Below are 20,660 nucleotides of genomic sequence, written 5' to 3' on the forward strand. Positions count from 1 at the left end.
CATTTGCGAAGTCAATTCGCTAGCAAATAAATTTTAGTACAACATTAAATGAGCTTTTTAGAACTCATCATTAATTTGAGAGTTTGATCCTGGCTCAGGACGAACGCTGGCGGCGTGCCTAATACATGCAAGTCGAACGAACTCTGGTATTGATTGGTGCTTGCATCATGATTTACATTTGAGTGAGTGGCGAACTGGTGAGTAACACGTGGGAAACCTGCCCGGAAGCGGGGGATAACACCTGGAAACAGATGCTAATACCGCATAACAACTTGGACCGCATGGTCCGAGCTTGAAAGATGGCTTCGGCTATCACTTCTGGATGGTCCCGCGGCGTATTAGCTAGATGGTGAGGTAACGGCTCACCATGGCAATGATACGTAGCCGACCTGAGAGGGTAATCGGCCACATTGGGACTGAGACACGGCCCAAACTCCTACGGGAGGCAGCAGTAGGGAATCTTCCACAATGGACGAAAGTCTGATGGAGCAACGCCGCGTGAGTGAAGAAGGGTTTCGGCTCGTAAAACTCTGTTGTTAAAGAAGAACATATCTGAGAGTAACTGTTCAGGTATTGACGGTATTTAACCAGAAAGCCACGGCTAACTACGTGCCAGCAGCCGCGGTAATACGTAGGTGGCAAGCGTTGTCCGGATTTATTGGGCGTAAAGCGAGCGCAGGCGGTTTTTTAAGTCTGATGTGAAAGCCTTCGGCTCAACCGAAGAAGTGCATCGGAAACTGGGAAACTTGAGTGCAGAAGAGGACAGTGGAACTCCATGTGTAGCGGTGAAATGCGTAGATATATGGAAGAACACCAGTGGCGAAGGCGGCTGTCTGGTCTGTAACTGACGCTGAGGCTCGAAAGTATGGGTAGCAAACAGGATTAGATACCCTGGTAGTCCATACCGTAAACGATGAATGCTAAGTGTTGGAGGGTTTCCGCCCTTCAGTGCTGCAGCTAACGCATTAAGCATTCCGCCTGGGGAGTACGGCCGCAAGGCTGAAACTCAAAGGAATTGACGGGGGCCCGCACAAGCGGTGGAGCATGTGGTTTAATTCGAAGCTACGCGAAGAACCTTACCAGGTCTTGACATACTATGCAAATCTAAGAGATTAGACGTTCCCTTCGGGGACATGGATACAGGTGGTGCATGGTTGTCGTCAGCTCGTGTCGTGAGATGTTGGGTTAAGTCCCGCAACGAGCGCAACCCTTATTATCAGTTGCCAGCATTAAGTTGGGCACTCTGGTGAGACTGCCGGTGACAAACCGGAGGAAGGTGGGGATGACGTCAAATCATCATGCCCCTTATGACCTGGGCTACACACGTGCTACAATGGATGGTACAACGAGTTGCGAACTCGCGAGAGTAAGCTAATCTCTTAAAGCCATTCTCAGTTCGGATTGTAGGCTGCAACTCGCCTACATGAAGTCGGAATCGCTAGTAATCGCGGATCAGCATGCCGCGGTGAATACGTTCCCGGGCCTTGTACACACCGCCCGTCACACCATGAGAGTTTGTAACACCCAAAGTCGGTGGGGTAACCTTTTAGGAACCAGCCGCCTAAGGTGGGACAGATGATTAGGGTGAAGTCGTAACAAGGTAGCCGTAGGAGAACCTGCGGCTGGATCACCTCCTTTCTAAGGAATATTACGGAAACCTACACATTCTTCGAAACTTTGTTTAGTTTTGAGAGGTCTAACTCTCAATTTAATAAGCGTTTTTTGGGCCTATAGCTCAGCTGGTTTAGAGCGCACGCCTGATAAGCGTGAGGTCGATGGTTCAAGTCCATTTAGGCCCATTGGAACCGAACCAGTTGGTTCCATAAGTTGAATACCTCATGGGGAATTAGCTCAGCTGGGAGAGCACCTGCTTTGCAAGCAGGGGGTCAGCGGTTCGATCCCGCTATTCTCCATTGACGACGTTAGTCGTCATTGAAACTTGTTCTTTGAAAACTAGATAATATCAAATATATTTTTTCATAATGAAACCGAGAACACCGCGTTTTTTGAGTTTTTTATTGAAGTTTAATTATCGCTAAACTCATTAATCGCATTTACCGTTAGGTAAATGAGGTTAAGTTAACAAGGGCGCATGGTGAATGCCTTGGCACTAGGAGCCGATGAAGGACGGGACTAACACCGATATGCTTCGGGGAGCTGTACGTAAGCTATGATCCGGAGATTTCCGAATGGGGCAACCCAGCAGTTTTAATCAACTGTTACCACTAGATGAATTTATAGTCTAGTTGGAGGTAAACGCTGTGAACTGAAACATCTCATTAGCAGCAGGAATATAAAGAAATTTCGATTCCCTAAGTAGCGGCGAGCGAACGGGGAACAGCCCAAACCAAAGTGCTTGCACTTTGGGGTTGTAGGACTGAACATTTGAGTTACCAAAGAACTTGATAGTCGAAGGATTTGGGAAAATCCGCCATAGATGGTGATAGCCCAGTAGATTAAATCAAATTCTCTCAGTTCAGGATCCTGAGTACGGCGGAACACGTGAAATTCCGTCGGAATCCGGGAGGACCATCTCCCAAGGCTAAATACTACCTAGTGACCGATAGTGAACCAGTACCGTGAGGGAAAGGTGAAAAGCACCCCGGGAGGGGAGTGAAATAGTTCCTGAAACCATGTGCCTACAATAAGTCAGAGCGCGTTAATGCGTGATGGCGTGCCTTTTGTAGAATGAACCGGCGAGTTATGATCCCGTGCAAGGTTAAGACTAAAAAGTCGGAGCCGTAGCGAAAGCGAGTCTGAAATGGGCGATTTTAGTACGAGGTTATAGACCCGAAACCAGGTGACCTATCCATGTCCAGGTTGAAGGTGCGGTAAAACGCACTGGAGGACCGAACCCGTGTAAGTTGAAAATTGCTGGGATGAGGTGTGGATAGCGGTGAAATTCCAAACGAACTTGGAGATAGCTGGTTCTCTCCGAAATAGCTTTAGGGCTAGCCTCGGAATTAGGATCATGGAGGTAGAGCACTATTTGGACTAGGGGCCCGTCTTGGGTTACTGAATTCAGATAAACTCCGAATGCCATTGATTCATATCCGGGAGTCAGACGATGAGTGATAAGATCCACCGTCGAAAGGGGAACAGCCCAGACCATCAGTTAAGGTCCCTAAATGTATGCTAAGTGGAAAAGGATGTGGAGTTGCATAGACAACTAGGATGTTGGCTCAGAAGCAGCCACCATTTAAAGAGTGCGTAATAGCTCACTAGTCGAGTGATCCTGCGCCGAAAATGTACCGGGGCTAAGCATACTACCGAAACCATGGATGCGACCATTAGGTCGCGTGATAGGAGAGCGTTCTAAGGGCGGTGAAGCAAGATCGTGAGGACTTGTGGAGCGCTTAGAAGTGAGAATGCCGGTATGAGTAGCGAAAGATAGGTGAGAATCCTATCCACCGAATGACTAAGGTTTCCTGGGGAAGGCTCGTCCTCCCAGGGTTAGTCGGGACCTAAGTCGAGGCCGAGAGGCGTAGACGATGGATAACAGGTTGAGATTCCTGTACTAGTTAAGTGCGTTTGAGCAATGGAGGGACGCAGGAGGCTAAGATGTGCATTCTGTTGGATTAGAATGTCCAAGCAGTAAGTCTTGTGAAGAGTCAAATGCTTTTCACTTTAAGGACAAGCTGTGATGGGGAGCGAAATTTAGTAGCGAAGCGTCTGATGTCACACTGCCGAGAAAAGCTTCTAGTGAGTACTTAACTACCCGTACCGCAAACCGACACAGGTAGTCGAGGAGAGAATCCTAAGGTGAGCGAGTGAACTCTCGTTAAGGAACTCGGCAAAATGACCCCGTAACTTCGGGAGAAGGGGTGCTGATCGCAAGATCAGCCGCAGTGAATAGGCCCAGGCGACTGTTTATCAAAAACACAGGTCTCTGCAAAATCGTAAGATGACGTATAGGGGCTGACGCCTGCCCGGTGCTGGAAGGTTAAAAGGATGGGTTAGCTTCGGCGAAGCTCAGAATTGAAGCCCCAGTAAACGGCGGCCGTAACTATAACGGTCCTAAGGTAGCGAAATTCCTTGTCGGGTAAGTTCCGACCCGCACGAAAGGCGTAACGATCTGGGCACTGTCTCAACGAGAGACTCGGTGAAATTATATTGTCCGTGAAGATGCGGACTACCCGCGACAGGACGGAAAGACCCCATGGAGCTTTACTGTAGCTTGATATTGAGTGTTTGTACAGCTTGTACAGGATAGGTAGGAGCCATAGAAACCGGAACGCTAGTTTCGGTGGAGGCGTTGGTGGGATACTACCCTCGCTGTATGACCACTCTAACCCGCACCACTAATCGTGGTGGGAGACAGTGTCAGGTGGGCAGTTTGACTGGGGCGGTCGCCTCCTAAAAAGTAACGGAGGCGCCCAAAGGTTCCCTCAGAATGGTTGGAAATCATTCGCAGAGTGTAAAGGCACAAGGGAGCTTGACTGCGAGACAGACAGGTCGAGCAGGGACGAAAGTCGGGCTTAGTGATCCGGTGGTACCGTATGGAAGGGCCATCGCTCAACGGATAAAAGCTACCCTGGGGATAACAGGCTTATCTCCCCCAAGAGTCCACATCGACGGGGAGGTTTGGCACCTCGATGTCGGCTCATCGCATCCTGGGGCTGTAGTCGGTCCCAAGGGTTGGGCTGTTCGCCCATTAAAGCGGTACGCGAGCTGGGTTCAGAACGTCGTGAGACAGTTCGGTCCCTATCCGTCGCGGGCGTAGGAAATTTGAGAGGACCTGTCCTTAGTACGAGAGGACCGGGATGGACATACCTCTGGTGTACCAGTTGTGCCGCCAGGCGCATCGCTGGGTAGCTACGTATGGATGTGATAAACGCTGAAAGCATCTAAGTGTGAAACACACCTCGAGATGAGATTTCCCATTCCTTTATGGAAGTAAGACCCCTGAAAGATGATCAGGTAGATAGGTTAGAAGTGGCAGTGCGGTGACGCATGAAGCGGACTAATACTAATCGGTCGAGGACTTAACCAAGTAATTGGTGTTCCGGTTCATATGAAGATATTTGATATTGTCTAGTTTTGAGAGCACAAGTTTCTCAATAGTGTGGTGACGATGGCGAGAAGGATACACCTGTTCCCATGTCGAACACAGAAGTTAAGCTTCTTAGCGCCGAGAGTAGTTGGGGGATCGCTCCCTGCGAGGGTAGGACGTTGCCATGCGATTATTCCGACATAGCTCAGTTGGTAGAGCGCTTGACTGTTAATCAAGATGTCGACGGTTCGAGCCCGCCTGTCGGAGTTATCTACGGTAAGCCATGGAGAGTTGTCCGAGTGGCTGAAGGAGCAGCATTGGAAATGCTGTAAACGGGTTATACCTGTTTCAAGGGTTCGAATCCCTTACTCTCCGTTAGTTAGATATAATAAATATGACCCCTTGGTCAAGTGGTTTAAGACACTGCCCTTTCACGGCAGTAACATGGGTTCGAATCCCGTAGGGGTCATTATGGAGGATTAGCTCAGTTGGGAGAGCGTCTGCCTTACAAGCAGAGGGTCACAGGTTCGAGCCCTGTATCCTCCATCTGATGAGAGTTACTCATCAATAATTTAATAGACTCCATCATGAAGAATGATATGGCTCGGTAGCTCAGTCGGTAGAGCAATGGATTGAAGCTCCATGTGTCGGCGGTTCGATTCCGTCCCGCGCCATTTATGGAGGGGTAGCGAAGTCTGGCTAAACGCGGCGGACTGTAAATCCGCTCCTTCGGGTTCGGTGGTTCGAATCCACTCCCCTCCATTCTTTATAGGGATATAGTTTAATGGTAGAACAACGGTCTCCAAAACCGTCGGTGTGGGTTCAACTCCTACTATCCCTGCCATGATGGCGGTAGTGGCGAAGTGGTTAACGCACCGGATTGTGGCTCCGGCACGCGTGGGTTCGATTCCCACCTACCGCCCTTTGATTGGGTTATAGCCAAGTGGTAAGGCAATGGACTTTGACTCCATCATGCGCTGGTTCGAATCCAGCTAACCCAGTTGGGTTTGGGCAATAAATGATGGCGGTATAGCCAAGTGGTAAGGCAGAGGTCTGCAAAACCTTCATCACCGGTTCAAATCCGGTTACCGCCTTTCCTGAAAAGGTTATAATCCTGATCAGATTTATGTTCCATCTAGTTATTATTTTGCCGGCGTGGCGGAATTGGCAGACGCGCTGGACTCAAAATCCAGTTCCCGTTGAGGGAGTATCGGTTCGACCCCGATCGCCGGTACTAAGAGGTTTTCAGGAAGCTCTAAGTACCTTTAAGAAGTCGTTATATCGTTGATATAACGGCTTTTTTGTATTCTTAGAATCATGCGAAAATAGGCAAAATGATTTTTGGGTGAACTTTCCAATTGCAAAGAATAAATTTACAATATTAGCATTGCATGAATATGAACGTAGAAATAGTCTCGTAAGCATCGAAAAGCCCTGTATTAGCATAAATCATGCTAACATAGGGCTTTTCATATTATGGTAGGTCTTTAAAACGAATCCATCCATCTAAAACTTGCTCGTTGCACTCGGTGATAACTGAAGTAGTTGGTTTAAGTCCATGGTGCTTGTTCTGCTTTGTGACTCGCTAGTGAGTTGTAATGTGTTTCTGAACCGCAGCTAGTCAAATAATGGTAACGGTGCCAAAAAATCGATATCTGTTCGTTCGCTGGCGGCGCCTTCTGCTAAAATTGCCATCTGCTTGACCACTTGGGCGCCAGCTTGGTGTAGGAGGGCGTTGGCGGCGTTTAACGAGCCCCCAGTGCTAATGACGTCGTCGATAATGATGACGCGCTTATGATTGATCAGTGCGGCGTCAGTACCGTCTAAAACTAGCTGTTGTGGGGTACTGGTCGTAATCGCCGCTACCGGCTCACTAAGCGGGTATTGCATGTAGTCCTTACGATTCTTACGTAAAACGATAAAGCGGGGGTGGTTCGTGGCCTGGCTTAGCGCCTGGGCTAGCGGAATGCCCTTACTTTCCATCGTGACTAGATAATCGAATTCAATGGTGCTTAGCCGCTGACTGAGTTGACGGGCGGCATAGTCAGTTAATTCCGCGTCGCCCAATAGGACGAAAGAAGCGATGCTGGTCGTGGCGTTTAAACGAATCAATGGTAACTGACGTGTTAGTGCTCCTAATGTTAACTGATAAGTTTGCATATTTATAACCCCAATCCAATTAATGGCAATCCAAATTTTAGTAGTGCTCCGGTCATTAGCCCTGCAAATGGATCGACAAGGGCGGTCACGACGAGGGTCACACCGGCAACAGTGTTTAACGAGCCATGCAGGGCGGTGGCGGCATTCTCCGGGAAAATGACAATGGTTCCTAAGATGAACAGAAAACCGGCAATCGCACTGCTAGGGACGACTTTCCCGAGTTTCGGCAGCCATCCTAGTAGAAGAATCAGCATCATGATCAACATCATTAGGATACCCGCAATTACTGGTTCAGGTGCGCTGGCCGTCGCAGAAATAATCGTTTCGACTGGTGCACCGCCCAGCAGGCTAGTTCCTAGGTCTGCTAATGCCTGACTACTAGTCAGTAGATTTAGATTGACCGGGTTGGGGTGCCGTCCCGTCATTTGGCCAGTAATTAGGCCATACGAGAGGTTAGCGCCGATATTAAGACAAGCTAGACTTAGCGCACCTCGCATGATTTTAAAACTGAACTGTGGTCTGACAAATTGTAATTTGCGGGTCGTCACGTGTTCCGGTAGTGTGACGCGATAATGCGTCGTCGCTGCGTAACAGCTGGTCCCAATCACTGATACGGCAATTGTCCATACTAAATCTTTGCTGATCAAATAAGTCGTAGCCGCCAAGCCGATTGACAGCCAGCCAAATCGAGGCTGTTCATGCGCCATTTGTAATGCGATTTTAGCCAACATTAACCCGACGCCCGCCATCATTGCTGCCATAAGCTGATTGCCCAGGCTGTGAACAATGAGCGGCAGAGTGCCAGTCAGGCCAATCACGAACATTAGACTCGCACCTAAAAAGATGATCGACGACCGTTCGCGTAAATTATGTCCCAGATGCCCGACTAGTGCGAGGGACTCCGCTTGAAATGAAACCGGTGCAACGGAACCAGCCACTCCGTTGATCAAACCAACTAATCCAAATGAGAATGCAGTCGGAAAGACCGCAAAGCCAAGACTCATCGCCATAATTCCTTGTGGGATCCCGTTCAAAACGACCCCGATTGCTGCCAATAGATCCGCCAACCAATGCATATTAATACCGCCTTTTTTGTTTATACGAATAATATACGACTGATTAGGGTTTAAATCCAGCAAATTTAGGACAAAGTCAGAATAATATTGTTTGTTAACTATTTATAGTTCGTGTTTTCACGAATCACGATTAGTTGGCGCACGCTCGCAAATGGGGTATACTTAGTGCTAATTAGTGAAGGAGGGGTGGCACCATGCCAACGATTAAAGATTATTACTTGCCAAAGCGGCCAACATTATTATTTTCGTTGCATCCAGAACCAACACAAGCGATTATCAATGGCACCAAGATTCTGGAATATCGTCGGCGTTTTTTTGCACGTCCGTTTCAAGCATTTGTCTATACGACAGGGGCTAATGGGGGAATTCAACTCTTTTTGCATTGTGATCAGGGCCTGCAACTCGTGCCTGAACAATTAGCGCTTGTGGGCGCATTGTTACAGCATGACGCGCCCACAACCACCGCGGCTTATTTTGAAGGAGCTAAAGTCGGATTGGCGTTACCGATTACGGCTTTTACAACCTTACCTAACATTCCGTTGGCACAGTTACGTCGTCAGTTTGAAAACTTTGTTACGCCGCGGAGTTACGTCTTCTTAGATCAGCCTGACCGGCAAGCACAGTTGGATTGGCTATTAACGCAACCCTGTGAGTCGCTAACTATTTTGGACTGGCGCAAACGGTATGCAGCACTGGCGACTTTGTTACAAAAATGAAGCCAAGCTTGTCTTAATCGGGCTGCAACTAGTGCGCCGGTTATAAGAATCAAACAGCCACTCGTTGTGTATTTGCTGAGCAAAAGGACTTAGCTGTGACAACTGCCGCAAACGAGTAGTCATTTAGCATGACTGATTGGATTTGATCGTAAAAAAAGAACCCGCCACAAGTGGTCAGGTTCAGAGATTAATTACAGCATTTTTTCATAGACATAGCAAACGTCATCGACATGGTAGACACCGACCATTTCGCCAACTCGCTTGAAGTTCATCTTTGCGATCAGGTGTTGCATCGCTTGATTGTCGGCGTGCGTATCGATACGGATGCTCTTGATTTCAGGATGATCCGCAGCAATATGAGCGATGATTTTTTCGAATAATTGAGTGGCATAACCATGCCCCGCATGGCTAGAATGAATCGCGACTCGGTGAATCACGACATAAGGTGCCGTGGTATTTAACCATTCGGCCTTCGCAGTATCATAAGTTTCGTCTGGTGATGGTACGACAGCGACAGCACCGACCGTTGCGTTGTCGTCGGCATTGAATAAGTATGCTGATCCTTGCATGATGTCGGCCGTGATTTGTTTGCGCGACGGGTAATCGCCTTGCCACTGGTTGACCCCAGCTTCAGCAAGTTGATTCCGCCCGTCACTCAGAATGTCGATGATCGTATCGAGATCATCGAGGGTCGCTTTTTTAAAGTACATAATTCTAGCTCCTCTCTTGAACAGTGATTGCCGCCGAAGCAGTAATCGACTTTTAAAAGTATACAGAATTTCTAGAAAAATGAAACTATTTTCTCCCGATTCTTAGGAGATTTTCAGTGACGATTTTCAAGTAAAATCTTGCGCGCTTCTTGAGCCATGTCATGTTGCGTATTATATGCCGCGACCGCACTCGGTGCGTACTGGTAAGCATTAGTCCGTAAAGTTTGTTCATAGAATTCGAAGTAGGGTAAGTGGGTGTTGTGTGCAATCGTGATTGCCCGCTGCCAATCGAAATCCACGGCGCGGTAATCAACATGCTGAAGACCAGTCTCGTCAATCGTCAGGAGCAAGTAATTAGCACGTGGTTGACGTAGGTGGGAGTTAACAGCAGTCGGGAGACCAACCGTCCCGGCGTTTAGAATCAGCTGGCCCGTGGTCGCGTAGCGCATGATGGGCTGGTGCGTGTGCGCGTAGATGACGATATCGACATCGCCTTCAGCGGCTTGGTCAAAGTTCGCCTGATTGGCAGTCGGCGCGAGCGCGTGTCCACTAGCGACGGTCGGTAAAACGTGCTGAAGACGGATAGTTAACGGGCCAACGTGTTTGATGACTGTCATTGGTAAGTTCAGTAACCGTTCAAAGTGTGTCGAACTCAGTTGGCGCCGATCAAAAGCGGTGAGAACCGTTGCCATAATTTGTTTGGGCTTGGTGAACGTGTTGGGATTGGCGGCCATTACTTTTTGGTAGTTTTCCTCGTGATTTCCGAGAACGTAGGCAGTGGGGTGAACGCGGTCAAGTAAGGTGAGACAGCGCTCCGATTCTGGGCCGCGGACGGTCATGTCACCCACTGTCCAGTATTCATCAACATTTTGAGTTTGGGCATCTGCTAAGACTGCTTCGAGTGCAGTGGCGTTACCGTGAACGTCAGATAGGACTGCAATTTTTACCATGTTGAGATGCTTCCTTTCTACTATGTAATCTAAATTTTGGTGAGATGTTTTATTCTGGTAAACGTGGGTTTTAAAAATTTATGAATGTAACCACTATGAAAAGCCATCGTAACTTTTATCTGTTATAATGGGTATGAAACGAAGTAATATATAGCACGTATATTCAAGCCAATTCGTTTCGTGCCGTGGTTATCCTTGCGATAATCACGGTTTTTATTTTACCATAGTGCCTTATGATTAGTTTGGTTGGTATCATTTAATTGTATCAGTGCATGGAATGCGGGTGGGTTACCACACATGTAATTGCCCAGAGTTCAAGGTGACTTACATATGGTGTGATATTGTTTAAACTGAATGGATTGCTTCTAAATATAGTGATTAAACTAATTGTTTGTGAAAGAGGTTTTGGATAAATGATGACACCTTACAAAAAAGTTAACGTAACGGATTCGCCTCGACTAAAGCTGGCAATTAATTTGACTAGTGTTTTGTTGTTTTTTCAATGTTATTTAGTAATATGATTCGAGCCAGCACCATTGATATTGGGCATGTAGCTTGGCTAAAATGGTCATTTTAGCAATTGGGACTGTTGCGATTCATGGGTGCGGGTTGTACTGGGGAATTTTTACCTAGCATAGCAACTAGTGATAACGTTGCGATACTGTCTGATAGAAGATACATTGCGGGGTATGACTATTTATCGCTAAAAATTGGGAAATTAGTATCCACGATAATTGAGTTGGAGTATCAAAAGGCCATCAACCTGCGTATATGCTTCGCGGTTGACGGCCTTTGGTTTAGTGCTGAAGTCAAAGTAGCTATGTGAATGGATCTCATCTCAAAACAAGCTATACACCAAATAAATATTCAACACCGTAATAATTCCGGCCAGCCCATATCCCAACCACGTTACCGCCGGGCGATTAACGTGGGTCTTCATCAGGCCGGCGTCATTTGTCAACGCAACTAGTGGCAACAAGGTAAAGGGAAGGGCGATGCTGAGTGCCACTTGCGCGTAGATGATCAGGTTTTCAAAGGCAGTGTCGCTAAAGCCGACTAACATACCGATAATCAGAATCGGAATTAGTGTGACAGCGCGAGTAAGCAGCCGACGTTGCCAGAGCGGTAGGCGGATGTGTAATAACCTTCCATGACGATCTGACCAGCTAAGGTGCTGGTGATGGATGAAATTAGTCCGGTAATTAGCAGGGCTAATGCAAATAACCAGCTCATGACCGGGCTAGCAAGGGCGCCAACCACGGTGGTACTTTTTAACCCATCGAAGACGGCCTGCAGACTCGCTAACGCGTTGGTGTGACCGAAGAAAAGCGTCCCACCAAGGACGAGCAAAAGTGCGTTGATGAGAAAAGCCGCAATCAAGTGCACTGTTGAGTCCCAATTGGCGAAGCGCAGTGCTTCTGTGACTTGGGCTGGGTTATGATAATCATAACGCCGGCTTTGTGCAAGCGATGAGTGTAAGTATAAGTTATGTGGCATGATGGTTGCGCCCAAGATTCCGAGACTGAGGACTAGTGCAGTGTGGTTTTTGATGATCAATGGTGTCGGAACTAAGCCGAGCAACACGTTGCCGAATTGAACGTGGGCCCGCCCAACTTCGATGCCAAAAATAATGCCGACGGTCAAAATAGCGACGAGCACGATCACTTCGACCCGCCGAATACCGAATCTTAAAAACAACAAGACAACTAAGACGTCCGCAATCGTTAGTAATATCCCTGCAAGTAGTGGTAAGCCGAATAACATCTTTAAGGCGATTGCGGTGCCGATGACGCCCGTCATATCAGTCGCCATCATCGCGACTTCGTTTAAAATCCACGCGGCGTAACGTACGGGCCGGGGGAGCTTGCTGGCGATGGCTTGTGCTAAATCTTGCCGGGCCACAACGCCTAGCTTGATTGCCAGGCCTTGCATGAACATGGCGACAATGATGGCTAATGCGAGCACGGCTAAAAGCCGGTACTGAAACTGACCGCCACCGGCTAGGGATGTCAACCAGTTGCCGGGATCCATATAGCCGACTGCCACTAGTGCACCGGGACCGCTATAGGCTAAAAATTTGCGCCAAAAGGCCGTCTGATGAACGTCGGGAACCGCGACGCTCTGATTGATTTCTTCAAGACTTTGATGACGATGCGATTGCATGGTTCGACGCCTCCTGCTTTTGGATAGCGAGGTCAGCCAGAAATTGGCTGAAGCCGGTATCCTTATTCATCGGTGGTACTAAGTCAAACCGATCACCACCGCTTGCCCGAAAGGTTTGATAATTTTGAACGTAGTCTTCCTCGAGGGTTTCCAAGCAGTCCACGACAAAGGATGGCGTAACTACTAATACGTTGCGTTTGCCAAGTTCGACCAACTGCATGAGCTCATTTTTTAAGTAAGGCTTCAACCACGGCATCGGTCCGAACTTGGACTGATACGCCGTAATGACCTTATCAGCTGGTAATTCTGGTCGCTCCGTCAACACAGCTTTGGTCGTTGCCTCACATTCTCGTTGATAGGGATCACCATGGCGTACCATTGCAGTGGGGATGCTGTGGTAGCTGAAGATGACCGCATCATAATGATGCGCCTGATAGCTTTGCCAGACTTTGGTTGCTAGTAAGTGAATGTAGGTCGGTTGGTCGTAGAAACTGTCGATAAAGGTGTGTGGTAATCCAGTTGCTTCAACTTGACGATGGATGCCGCCGTGCGTGCTCTGGGTGTATTGCGGAAAAAGTGGTAAAATAATTGGCTTTTCACACCCATCAGCAACCATGGCTTTCAAGGTCGCACCGATATCGGGTTGACCGTACGTCATTGCTAGTCGGACGTCCCAATCGGGTAATGCTGCTTGTACTTGTTGGCAGATGGCTTGACTGTAGACGATTAATGGTGAGCCTTGTGGGAGCCAACTATCCTGATAAAAGGTGGCCGAACGCCAAGAACGGGTCGGTAAGATAATACCACGCAACAGCGGTTGCCAGAGTGCGGCTGGCATCTCGATGACGCTTGGATCACTTAAGAATTCTTGTAAGTATGCTTTGACATCCTTAGTCCGTGGGGATGCCGGGGAGCCTAAATTGACGAGTAATAATCCTGGGTGCATAGAAACCCCTCCAATGCTCTTGATAAATTAATCATAGCATAATCGTCAGCTTGTATACGGGGTTAATGGTTTATTTATTCGATTATCTAGTGATAATCAATTTACTGCTGAAATAAATAAAATCTCTTGCTAGCAACTGGCCGGGCTAGCAAGAGATCTGAAATTGATATTTGGTTTTGTTGCAGTTCAAAAATCGGTGTCGTCGGCTGGATCGTACTTTAAAAGTAGATTCAGAAATGTCAGCAAAAGCCATGACCATGTTCGTTTTCAGGTCGTCAGCATCAAAAGACGATTGCTGGGTGGACTTGGTGAGTTGAGCTGACTAACGGGCTTACTTTGCGGCGTGGGTCCGTCGATAACGTTGATTGAGATAGTAGCCTAGATAGCAAATCGCCACGAAGGGAATGGTGTAATACAAGGCAATCCGCTGGTTAGGGTCAAACCAAATCAAGATACAAGAGAGCCCACTTAAGATAAAGGCCAGCCACGGGACGACCGGGTAGCCGGGCGTTTTAAAGGTCAATTGATCAAGCGACTGCCCACTTTTCAGGTAGGTTTTGCGGAAGTTGATCTCCGAAAGGGCAATTGCCATCCAAACAATGACGACGGCAAGTCCTGAAATGGATACTAAGACCAGGTACACCGAACCGGCGGCATAGACACTCGACAATAGGGCCAGAATGCCACCCAGCATGCTAGTAATTAGGGCGACTAACGGCACATCACGCTTGGTAGTCCGTTTGAAAACCTTTGGAATGGTTCCCTCGTTCGCAAGTGACCACAGCATGCGGGTAGACGCGTAGAGACCAGAATTAGCGGCCGACATAATGGCGGTCAATACGACGAAATTCATCAAATCAGCGGCGTAGGGAATCCCAATCGCTTTGAAGACGAGCACGAATGGACTTTGCGTCACACCCGCTTGTTTGTAAGGAATCAGTGCGGCCATGACGAACATGCTACCGATGAAGAAAATAATCAGGCGCCAGAGGGTCGTTTTGATGGCGGTCGGAATGGTGTGGGCCGGATCCTTCGTCTCACCAGCTGTAATTCCAATTAGCTCAGTTCCAGAAAAGGCAAAGTTGACCGTTAGCATCGTCGTAAAGACGCCACCAAAACCATTGGGAAACCAACCGTTACGCGTATAGTTGCTCAGAAACGGGGCACTGGTATGACCGTGAAGTGGCAGGATACCGACCATTGCCAGTCCGCCTAACACAATAAAAGCAATAATTGCGATGACCTTGATACTGGCAAACCAGAATTCCGCTTCCGCAAACCAGCGTACGGAGAGGGCGTTAACAGTGAAGATGACCACCATAAAGACGAGGCTCCAGATCCAGGTCGCAATGTGCGGAAACCACGTTTGCATGATGAGCCCCGCCGCTGTAAATTCTGAACCGAGGGCAATCGTCCAAGTCAACCAATATAGGATGGCCACTGTAAAGCCTGTGCCAGGACCAATATACTTCTTCGCATAGACGTGAAACGCCCCGGTGTAGGGCATTGCAACTGACAGCTCACCTAGACAGAGCATGACGAGATAGACGAGGACGGCCCCGATGGTATAGGCGAGTAGGGTCCCGATTGGCCCCGCTTGATGAATCGTGTAACCGGAACTTAAAAATAATCCGGTCCCAATCACGCCACCGAGCGAAATCATCAGCACGTGCCGTGATTCCATCTGGCGACTAAGGTGGGTTTGTTTTGACATAATGTACCGGCCTTCCTTACTTGCAGAATTAATATGATTAGACTATGATTAGAAAATCAACAATGCTATTAGAATAACATAATTTATAAGTAGAAAGGAAGGCAATTATTGCAATGCTTTCATTAACTGAACAATTGAACCGGGGCCCAGTCGTCTCGGACGGTGCGATGGCTACGGAATTAGAAAAACGGGGCGTGGCAACCAATAGCGCGCTGTGGTCAGCCACGGCAATGTTGGACCATCCGGATGCGATTCAAGCAGTCCATCAGAGCTATCTGGATGCGGGCGCAAAAATCATGACAACTAATACATACCAGGCCAACGTCCCTGCATTTGAGCAGGCTGGTATTGCTGCCGCACAAGCGCGTCAATTGATACAACAGGCGGTAACAATTGCGCATACGGCGCGTGCTGCTAGTCATGTCACGGATGCTGTGATTGCTGGTAGTATTGGCCCGTACGGCGCTTACTTAGCGGATGGTAGTGAGTACACGGGTGCGTACCAGTTAACGCCGAGTGCCTATCAGGACTTCCACCGCGAACGTCTGGCGTTGATCATGGCTGCCGGGGTGGACGTGCTTGCATTAGAAACGATGCCACGTTTAGACGAAGTACAGGCGTTGGTACAACTAATCACAACCACTTGGCCGCAACAACCATACTGGGTAAGTTTTAGTATCAAGGACCCCCAGACACTATGTGATGGGACGTCGTTAGCCGCGGCCGCAAAGTGGGTGGCGGCCCAGCCGAACGTGGTCGCTGTGGGGGTCAATTGCACTACGCTGGAAAACATTGCACCAGCGTTAGCCACTTTGAAGGCGGCTGTAGCGGTTCCGTTGATCGTTTATCCTAATTCTGGTGATCAATATGATCCCGTGACGAAGACTTGGCAAGAAACTCATTTGAGTCACCAATTCGCGTCCTTTGTTCCCCAGTGGTTAGCTGCCGGGGCCCGCATTATCGGCGGCTGTTGTCGCACAACGCCGAAGGATATTGCGACGGTGGCACGAGCTCTCAGTGTTTCGGATTCCGCCAAGCTTTGAAAAATGTTAAGAAATGACGGTGTTTTAGTTCATGGTGGGCGTGTCTCAGAGATATAAGTTGTCTTGGGGTGTTCGTTACACACTAATTATTGATTTAATTATATTTGAGCAAAACAATAACTAGCGTGCTGAGCGTCACTAGGTATGGCTAGCAATTTAATTGAAACTGGTGAAAAATCACTAGTCGGGCACTGCTGATACGGTAGTTGTTCACGACTAGCGATTTTTGTATGTCAATAAAACTGTTCATATCTTGGTCGAGTAACGTAAAATATGGTAGGGTAAAGATAGTGTATAGATATAACAGATGAAGTGGTCAATCGTCCGTGCGTACTCGAAGTTTTTGAACTCGGTGACAGGATGAGTTGATTTTTCAGATTGAGAAGGGAACGGCTAGGTGATGTATTATTTTGTGGGTACTGGTTTAGGATTGAAATTGACGGGAATTGAAAAGGCACAGTTGAACCGACTGGCGCTATTTGACGCCGCTGGTTATCAGGCTCGCTGCGTCTATGTCACTTATAATCCGCGTTTACATGAGCATGCGGCCCGCTTTGGTGCGGAAGGAAAATGCTTTAGTGTGTATGATTTCTTTCAGGGGACGATGCCTGAAGCAGCGACTAAAATCCATCATGATTGGATGCATTATTGGCAAGCTGTTTGTCACTTTAAGGTGATTCAGGTTCCAAATACGACGGATTTTCGCATTCTGGATACCGATGGTCAATATTTGATGTACGCTCATTTTGTGGATGCCGGGCTACGACAATTGGATTATGTCAATTATTTTGATAATCAGGGTGTTAAAGTCCGGCGCGAATTTTATGATAACCGGGGCTTCCTGAGTCGGACAAGCTTTTTAGTAAAACATCAGGAAGTGCACACAGAAGTTTATTATGATTTACAAGGGCAAGTCAGAATTATCAAACAGTATGACACTACCGGACCAGAGTCACGACTAAGACTGATTACGTTGAAGAATTATCGACACAGAGACTTTTTCTTCAATACCGAACAGGCTTTTCAGACGTTCTGCTTCAATGAGTTGGCCACTGCTGATGACGTCTACTTCTGTGATCGTAACCGCCAAACAGCGGCAGCCCTGGGTCATACGCGTCCCGAAATTCGCGTGTGTTCAGTCTTACATAGCACGCATCTACGGATTGGTGAGGACGTGGTAAGTGGGCACCTAAAATCAGTTTATCGGTATGTCTTGGCCCATCCAGACCAATTTCACCGAATTATTGTGTCGACCGAGCATCAAAAGCGTGATTTATTGGCCCGCTATGATAATTTACCACCAATTGTCGTGATTCCAGTCGGCTATACAACGGTTCATCCAGTCAAAATTGATGGTCGTGATCCACACCGAATCATTAGTGTGGCGCGCTATTCACCGGAAAAGCAATTACCACATCAACTGGAAGTGGTTCGGCGGTTAGTTGGTGAATTTCCCGACCTGACCTTGCAGTTGTTTGGGCATGGGCAAAAGATCGAAGCGCAAATGCGTCAATTTATTCAGGCCAATCATCTAGAAAAAAATATCGTTATTCGGGGTTTCTTACCCAATCTGGCAGAAGAGTATCAGCGGGCAAGCTTGGCCTTAATGACCAGTTTGGAAGAGGGTTTTTCGCTAGCCACAATGGAAGCCGAAAGCTATGGCGTGCCAGTTATCGGCTATCGAATTGCGTACGGACCGGAAGATATTATCGAAGACGGCGTGAACGGGTACCTAGTGACACCCAATGATGTTGATGAGTTGACAATGAAAGTTCGTCAGTATTTACAGCACCCTGAACGACAAGCACAACTGATTACGAATGCCTACAATTCGGCCACTCGTTACAGCAAGCAGACGATTATTGAAAAGTGGCGCCAGTTAATAGCAGCACTTTAAAAGCTGGTGATAGGGACAAACAAGGCGTCTACCTAGTTTAAGAGACTAGGTAGACGCCTTGTTTGTTATCTAGATATTAATAAAGTAATAAAATCAGTATCAACTGAACGGCTACGTTGATCATAAGATGCAACCGAGTTCGGCCAAAGGACTGTTGACTGAACCAGACGGCAATCGTGATGAGAATTGCAACGATCGTTTGCCAGGTCAGCGGCTGCAGGAAGATGGTGATAACCAGTAGCAGACCGGTGATGGCCGAAATCAGTTGATTGATTTGGCGCTGACGGCTGAAGCTCGGTACGTATAGGAAGACATAACTAGCCAGCATGGGGGTCAGCTTCCAGAGAAATGTTGTTGATAAATAGTTGTTTTGTAAGTCGAAAACGGCCACTGGAATCGTGAACGTCATGATGACGCTGAAAACGACTAAGCCGAAGTAGTTTTGCATACCGAAGCGTGGAACGGCCATCACGAGCAACCACGCACTGCACGTTAATAGCAGGTATAATAGTTCGGATTCCTTGGCAATAATGTTGGTAAATGCAAAGGCCACGGTAATTCCAATCGCAATGAGGCTCCACTGGGGGGCAATCCGCCGATCTAAGATAATGAAGACCGCGGCGGCCACGGCTAAGGTGTAGCCAATCAGTGGTAACTGCGCGGCTGAAAATGAGGCCGTTTGAAATGAACGCCCGTAATCGAGGGCGGCCCACCAACTAATGATGCTTTGAACGATGGTAAAGATCGCCAAGGCGATGTAATCGCGTTTAATATGTAATTTTCCGATTCGAATCATATTGTCAACACTCTCTAATTAGGATAATGAGTTAATCGTACCGGTCGGGGCAGTTCCCGTCAATAATTTGACAGAAATCTTTAAAAAAAATGGTGATTGTGATAACCTTATATAGTTATGAGCCGTTCCCGAAAGGATAAGTTTAACTTGTTCAATGAAGAATAAGTGATGCTTAGATGCCTTGTAACCGAAATTATCAAGGGGGAATTTATTGTGAGTGAAAGACACTTATTTACATCTGAATCTGTCTCTGAAGGTCATCCTGATAAGATTGCTGACCAAATCAGTGACGCTATCCTGGACGCAATGTTAGCCCAGGATCCACAAGCACGGGTCGCTGTTGAAACCTCAGTGACGACTGGATTAGTGCTGGTCTTCGGTGAAGTTTCGACCAAGGCCTACGTTGATATTCAAAAGGTCGTGCGTGACACGATCAAGTCGATTGGCTATGTTGATGGTCAATACGGCTTTGACGGTGACAACTGTGCCGTCCTTGTCTCATTGGATGAACAATCACCAGATATCGCGCAAGGGGTCGATGATTCCTTGGAGACGCGTTCTGGCGATGCTGACCCATTAGATCAAATCGGTGCTGGTGATCAAGGGATGATGTTTGGTTATGCCATCAACGAAACCCCTGAATTAATGCCACTGCCGATCGCATTGAGCCACCGGTTGATGCGTAAAATTGCAGTGCTACGTAAGGATGGTACCATTAAGTGGTTACGTCCAGATGCGAAGGCCCAAGTCACGGTCGAATATGACGAAGACAACCAACCTAAGCGAATCGATACGGTGGTCTTGTCTACTCAACATGATCCTGATGTTGATTTGGACACAATCCGGCAAACGGTCATTGATCAAGTCATCAAGGCCGTGTTACCAGCTGACTTGTTAGATGACCAAACCAAGTATCTTGTGAACCCAACTGGTCGTTTTGTTATTGGTGGCCCTCAAGGGGATGCCGGTTTGACTGGTCGGAAAGTCATCGTGGATACGTACGGTGGTTTTGCCCATCATGGTGGTGGTGCCTTTTCAGGTAAGGACGCGACCAAGGTTGACCGTTCTGCAAGTTACGCTGCTCGTTACATTGCCAAAAACGTGGTGGCTGCCGGCTTGGCTGATCAGGTTGAAGTGCAATTGGCATATGCTATCGGGGTTGCCGAACCAGTTTCGATTGCAGTGGATACTGCCGGGACCGGGAAGGTTAGTGATGAAGCGTTGATTAACGCCATTCGCGACAATTTTGACTTACGTCCGGCTGGGATTATCAAAATGCTTGACTTGCAACGGCCAATCTATCAGCAAACTGCGGCATACGGCCACTTTGGTCGGACCGATATTGATTTACCATGGGAACATACTGATAAAGTAGATGCTTTAAAAGCAGCATTTAAATAATGCGGTAACGTTGATTCGTTACGGTCTGTAGGTACTCGACGCTAAAAGCGACCTTTTTTCAAGGTCGCTTTTTTTGCGGGCTATTTTAGAGACAC

The 20,660-nt window shown here is 47.8% G+C and carries 11 protein-coding genes, 13 tRNA genes, 3 rRNA genes, 1 pseudogene and 1 riboswitch; of the genes and pseudogenes, 20 read left to right on the plus strand and 8 right to left on the minus strand.

The features are described from left to right. The first annotated feature begins 71 nt into the window (after positions 1 to 71). The 16 genes from V7R88_RS04860 (at position 72) to V7R88_RS04935 (ending at position 6,227) form a co-directional block, all read left to right on the plus strand. Positions 72 to 1,638, plus strand: a 16S ribosomal RNA gene (locus tag V7R88_RS04860). Positions 1,639 to 1,724: 86 nt separating this feature from the next. After that, positions 1,725 to 1,799 (plus strand) — tRNA-Ile (locus V7R88_RS04865). A 41-nt stretch (positions 1,800 to 1,840) separates the two neighbouring features. Continuing rightward, positions 1,841 to 1,913, plus strand: a tRNA-Ala gene (locus tag V7R88_RS04870). Positions 1,914 to 2,072: 159 nt separating this feature from the next. Beyond that, a 23S ribosomal RNA gene (locus V7R88_RS04875) occupies positions 2,073 to 4,993 on the plus strand. A 71-nt stretch (positions 4,994 to 5,064) separates the two neighbouring features. Continuing rightward, a 5S ribosomal RNA gene (gene rrf, locus V7R88_RS04880) occupies positions 5,065 to 5,181 on the plus strand. Together the 16S, 23S and 5S rRNA genes with 13 tRNA genes alongside form the textbook arrangement of a ribosomal RNA operon. A 6-nt stretch (positions 5,182 to 5,187) precedes the next feature. Then, positions 5,188 to 5,260: transfer RNA gene (locus V7R88_RS04885), tRNA-Asn, on the plus strand. An 18-nt stretch (positions 5,261 to 5,278) separates the two neighbouring features. Beyond that, a tRNA-Ser gene (locus V7R88_RS04890) sits at positions 5,279 to 5,368 on the plus strand. Positions 5,369 to 5,389: 21 nt separating this feature from the next. Further along, a tRNA-Glu gene (locus V7R88_RS04895) sits at positions 5,390 to 5,462 on the plus strand. 4 nt (positions 5,463 to 5,466) lie between these two features. After that, positions 5,467 to 5,539: transfer RNA gene (locus V7R88_RS04900), tRNA-Val, on the plus strand. A gap of 55 nt (positions 5,540 to 5,594) precedes the next feature. Next, positions 5,595 to 5,667: transfer RNA gene (locus V7R88_RS04905), tRNA-Phe, on the plus strand. Between the two features lie 5 nt (positions 5,668 to 5,672). Continuing rightward, positions 5,673 to 5,755 (plus strand) — tRNA-Tyr (locus tag V7R88_RS04910). Positions 5,756 to 5,763: 8 nt separating this feature from the next. After that, positions 5,764 to 5,837, plus strand: a tRNA-Trp gene (locus tag V7R88_RS04915). A 5-nt stretch (positions 5,838 to 5,842) separates the two neighbouring features. Then, a tRNA-His gene (locus V7R88_RS04920) sits at positions 5,843 to 5,915 on the plus strand. Positions 5,916 to 5,922: 7 nt separating this feature from the next. Beyond that, positions 5,923 to 5,994 (plus strand) — tRNA-Gln (locus V7R88_RS04925). 22 nt (positions 5,995 to 6,016) lie between these two features. Continuing rightward, positions 6,017 to 6,087, plus strand: a tRNA-Cys gene (locus tag V7R88_RS04930). A 55-nt stretch (positions 6,088 to 6,142) separates the two neighbouring features. Then, positions 6,143 to 6,227 (plus strand) — tRNA-Leu (locus tag V7R88_RS04935). Positions 6,228 to 6,610: 383 nt separating this feature from the next. Here the strand turns inward: V7R88_RS04935 and V7R88_RS04940 are convergent. Together V7R88_RS04940 and V7R88_RS04945 are read right to left on the minus strand one after the other, a co-directional pair. Beyond that, positions 6,611 to 7,153 carry a phosphoribosyltransferase family protein gene (locus tag V7R88_RS04940; RefSeq protein ID WP_338816523.1) on the minus strand — a complete coding sequence of 181 codons (543 nt, stop codon included), beginning with the start codon at positions 7,151 to 7,153 and terminating at the stop codon, positions 6,611 to 6,613. A gap of 2 nt (positions 7,154 to 7,155) precedes the next feature. Continuing rightward, positions 7,156 to 8,229, minus strand: coding sequence for a guanine permease (locus V7R88_RS04945; RefSeq protein WP_054396695.1), 1,074 nt, complete (start codon positions 8,227 to 8,229; stop codon positions 7,156 to 7,158). 194 nt (positions 8,230 to 8,423) lie between these two features. Here V7R88_RS04945 and V7R88_RS04950 point away from each other — a divergent pair, with 194 nt between their 5' ends. Next, positions 8,424 to 8,945, plus strand: a complete 522-nt coding sequence (locus tag V7R88_RS04950) for a hypothetical protein (RefSeq protein WP_054396697.1) — start codon at positions 8,424 to 8,426, stop codon at positions 8,943 to 8,945. A 191-nt stretch (positions 8,946 to 9,136) separates the two neighbouring features. On the opposite strand, the gene V7R88_RS04955 is transcribed toward V7R88_RS04950, so the two are convergent. The 5 genes and pseudogenes from V7R88_RS04955 to V7R88_RS04975 form a co-directional block, all read right to left on the minus strand. Further along, on the minus strand, positions 9,137 to 9,655 hold the full coding sequence (locus V7R88_RS04955; protein ID WP_003643199.1) for a GNAT family N-acetyltransferase: 519 nt from the start codon (positions 9,653 to 9,655) through the stop codon (positions 9,137 to 9,139). 113 nt (positions 9,656 to 9,768) lie between these two features. Beyond that, complete coding sequence (locus V7R88_RS04960; RefSeq protein WP_054396699.1) at positions 9,769 to 10,605, minus strand: metallophosphoesterase family protein; 837 nt, start codon at positions 10,603 to 10,605, stop codon at positions 9,769 to 9,771. Positions 10,606 to 11,443: 838 nt separating this feature from the next. Beyond that, a pseudogene (locus V7R88_RS04965) lies at positions 11,444 to 12,768 on the minus strand (Nramp family divalent metal transporter). Continuing rightward, positions 12,740 to 13,714: a ferrochelatase gene (gene hemH, locus V7R88_RS04970; RefSeq protein ID WP_013355428.1), complete on the minus strand. Its 975-nt coding sequence runs from the start codon at positions 13,712 to 13,714 to the stop codon at positions 12,740 to 12,742. The pseudogene V7R88_RS04965 and the gene hemH overlap by 29 nt, the downstream one beginning before the upstream one ends. 331 nt (positions 13,715 to 14,045) lie before the next feature. Continuing rightward, entirely contained in the window at positions 14,046 to 15,428 is a 1,383-nt protein-coding gene (locus V7R88_RS04975) for an amino acid permease (protein ID WP_054396702.1), read from the minus strand. 113 nt (positions 15,429 to 15,541) lie between these two features. Here V7R88_RS04975 and mmuM point away from each other — a divergent pair, with 113 nt between their 5' ends. Continuing rightward, the gene (mmuM, locus tag V7R88_RS04980) at positions 15,542 to 16,471 is read left to right on the plus strand and encodes a homocysteine S-methyltransferase (protein ID WP_054396703.1); all 930 of its coding nucleotides are present in this window, start codon (positions 15,542 to 15,544) and stop codon (positions 16,469 to 16,471) included. Positions 16,472 to 16,871: 400 nt separating this feature from the next. Beyond that, positions 16,872 to 18,368, plus strand: a complete 1,497-nt coding sequence (locus V7R88_RS04985; protein WP_054396706.1) for a glycosyltransferase — start codon at positions 16,872 to 16,874, stop codon at positions 18,366 to 18,368. A gap of 76 nt (positions 18,369 to 18,444) precedes the next feature. Here V7R88_RS04985 and V7R88_RS04990 read toward each other — a convergent pair whose 3' ends face one another. Continuing rightward, positions 18,445 to 19,164, minus strand: coding sequence for a hypothetical protein (locus V7R88_RS04990; RefSeq protein WP_054396708.1), 720 nt, complete (start codon positions 19,162 to 19,164; stop codon positions 18,445 to 18,447). Between the two features lie 110 nt (positions 19,165 to 19,274). Continuing rightward, a riboswitch (SMK box riboswitch) is annotated at positions 19,275 to 19,380 on the plus strand. On the opposite strand from V7R88_RS04990, the gene metK reads away from it, so the two are divergent. Further along, on the plus strand, positions 19,378 to 20,565 hold the full coding sequence (gene metK, locus V7R88_RS04995; RefSeq protein WP_054396710.1) for a methionine adenosyltransferase: 1,188 nt from the start codon (positions 19,378 to 19,380) through the stop codon (positions 20,563 to 20,565). It overlaps the preceding riboswitch by 3 nt. The last annotated feature ends 95 nt before the right edge of the window (positions 20,566 to 20,660 follow it).

It is taken from the genome of Lactiplantibacillus argentoratensis, assembly GCF_037290055.1.
Classification (GTDB): domain Bacteria; phylum Bacillota; class Bacilli; order Lactobacillales; family Lactobacillaceae; genus Lactiplantibacillus; species Lactiplantibacillus plantarum.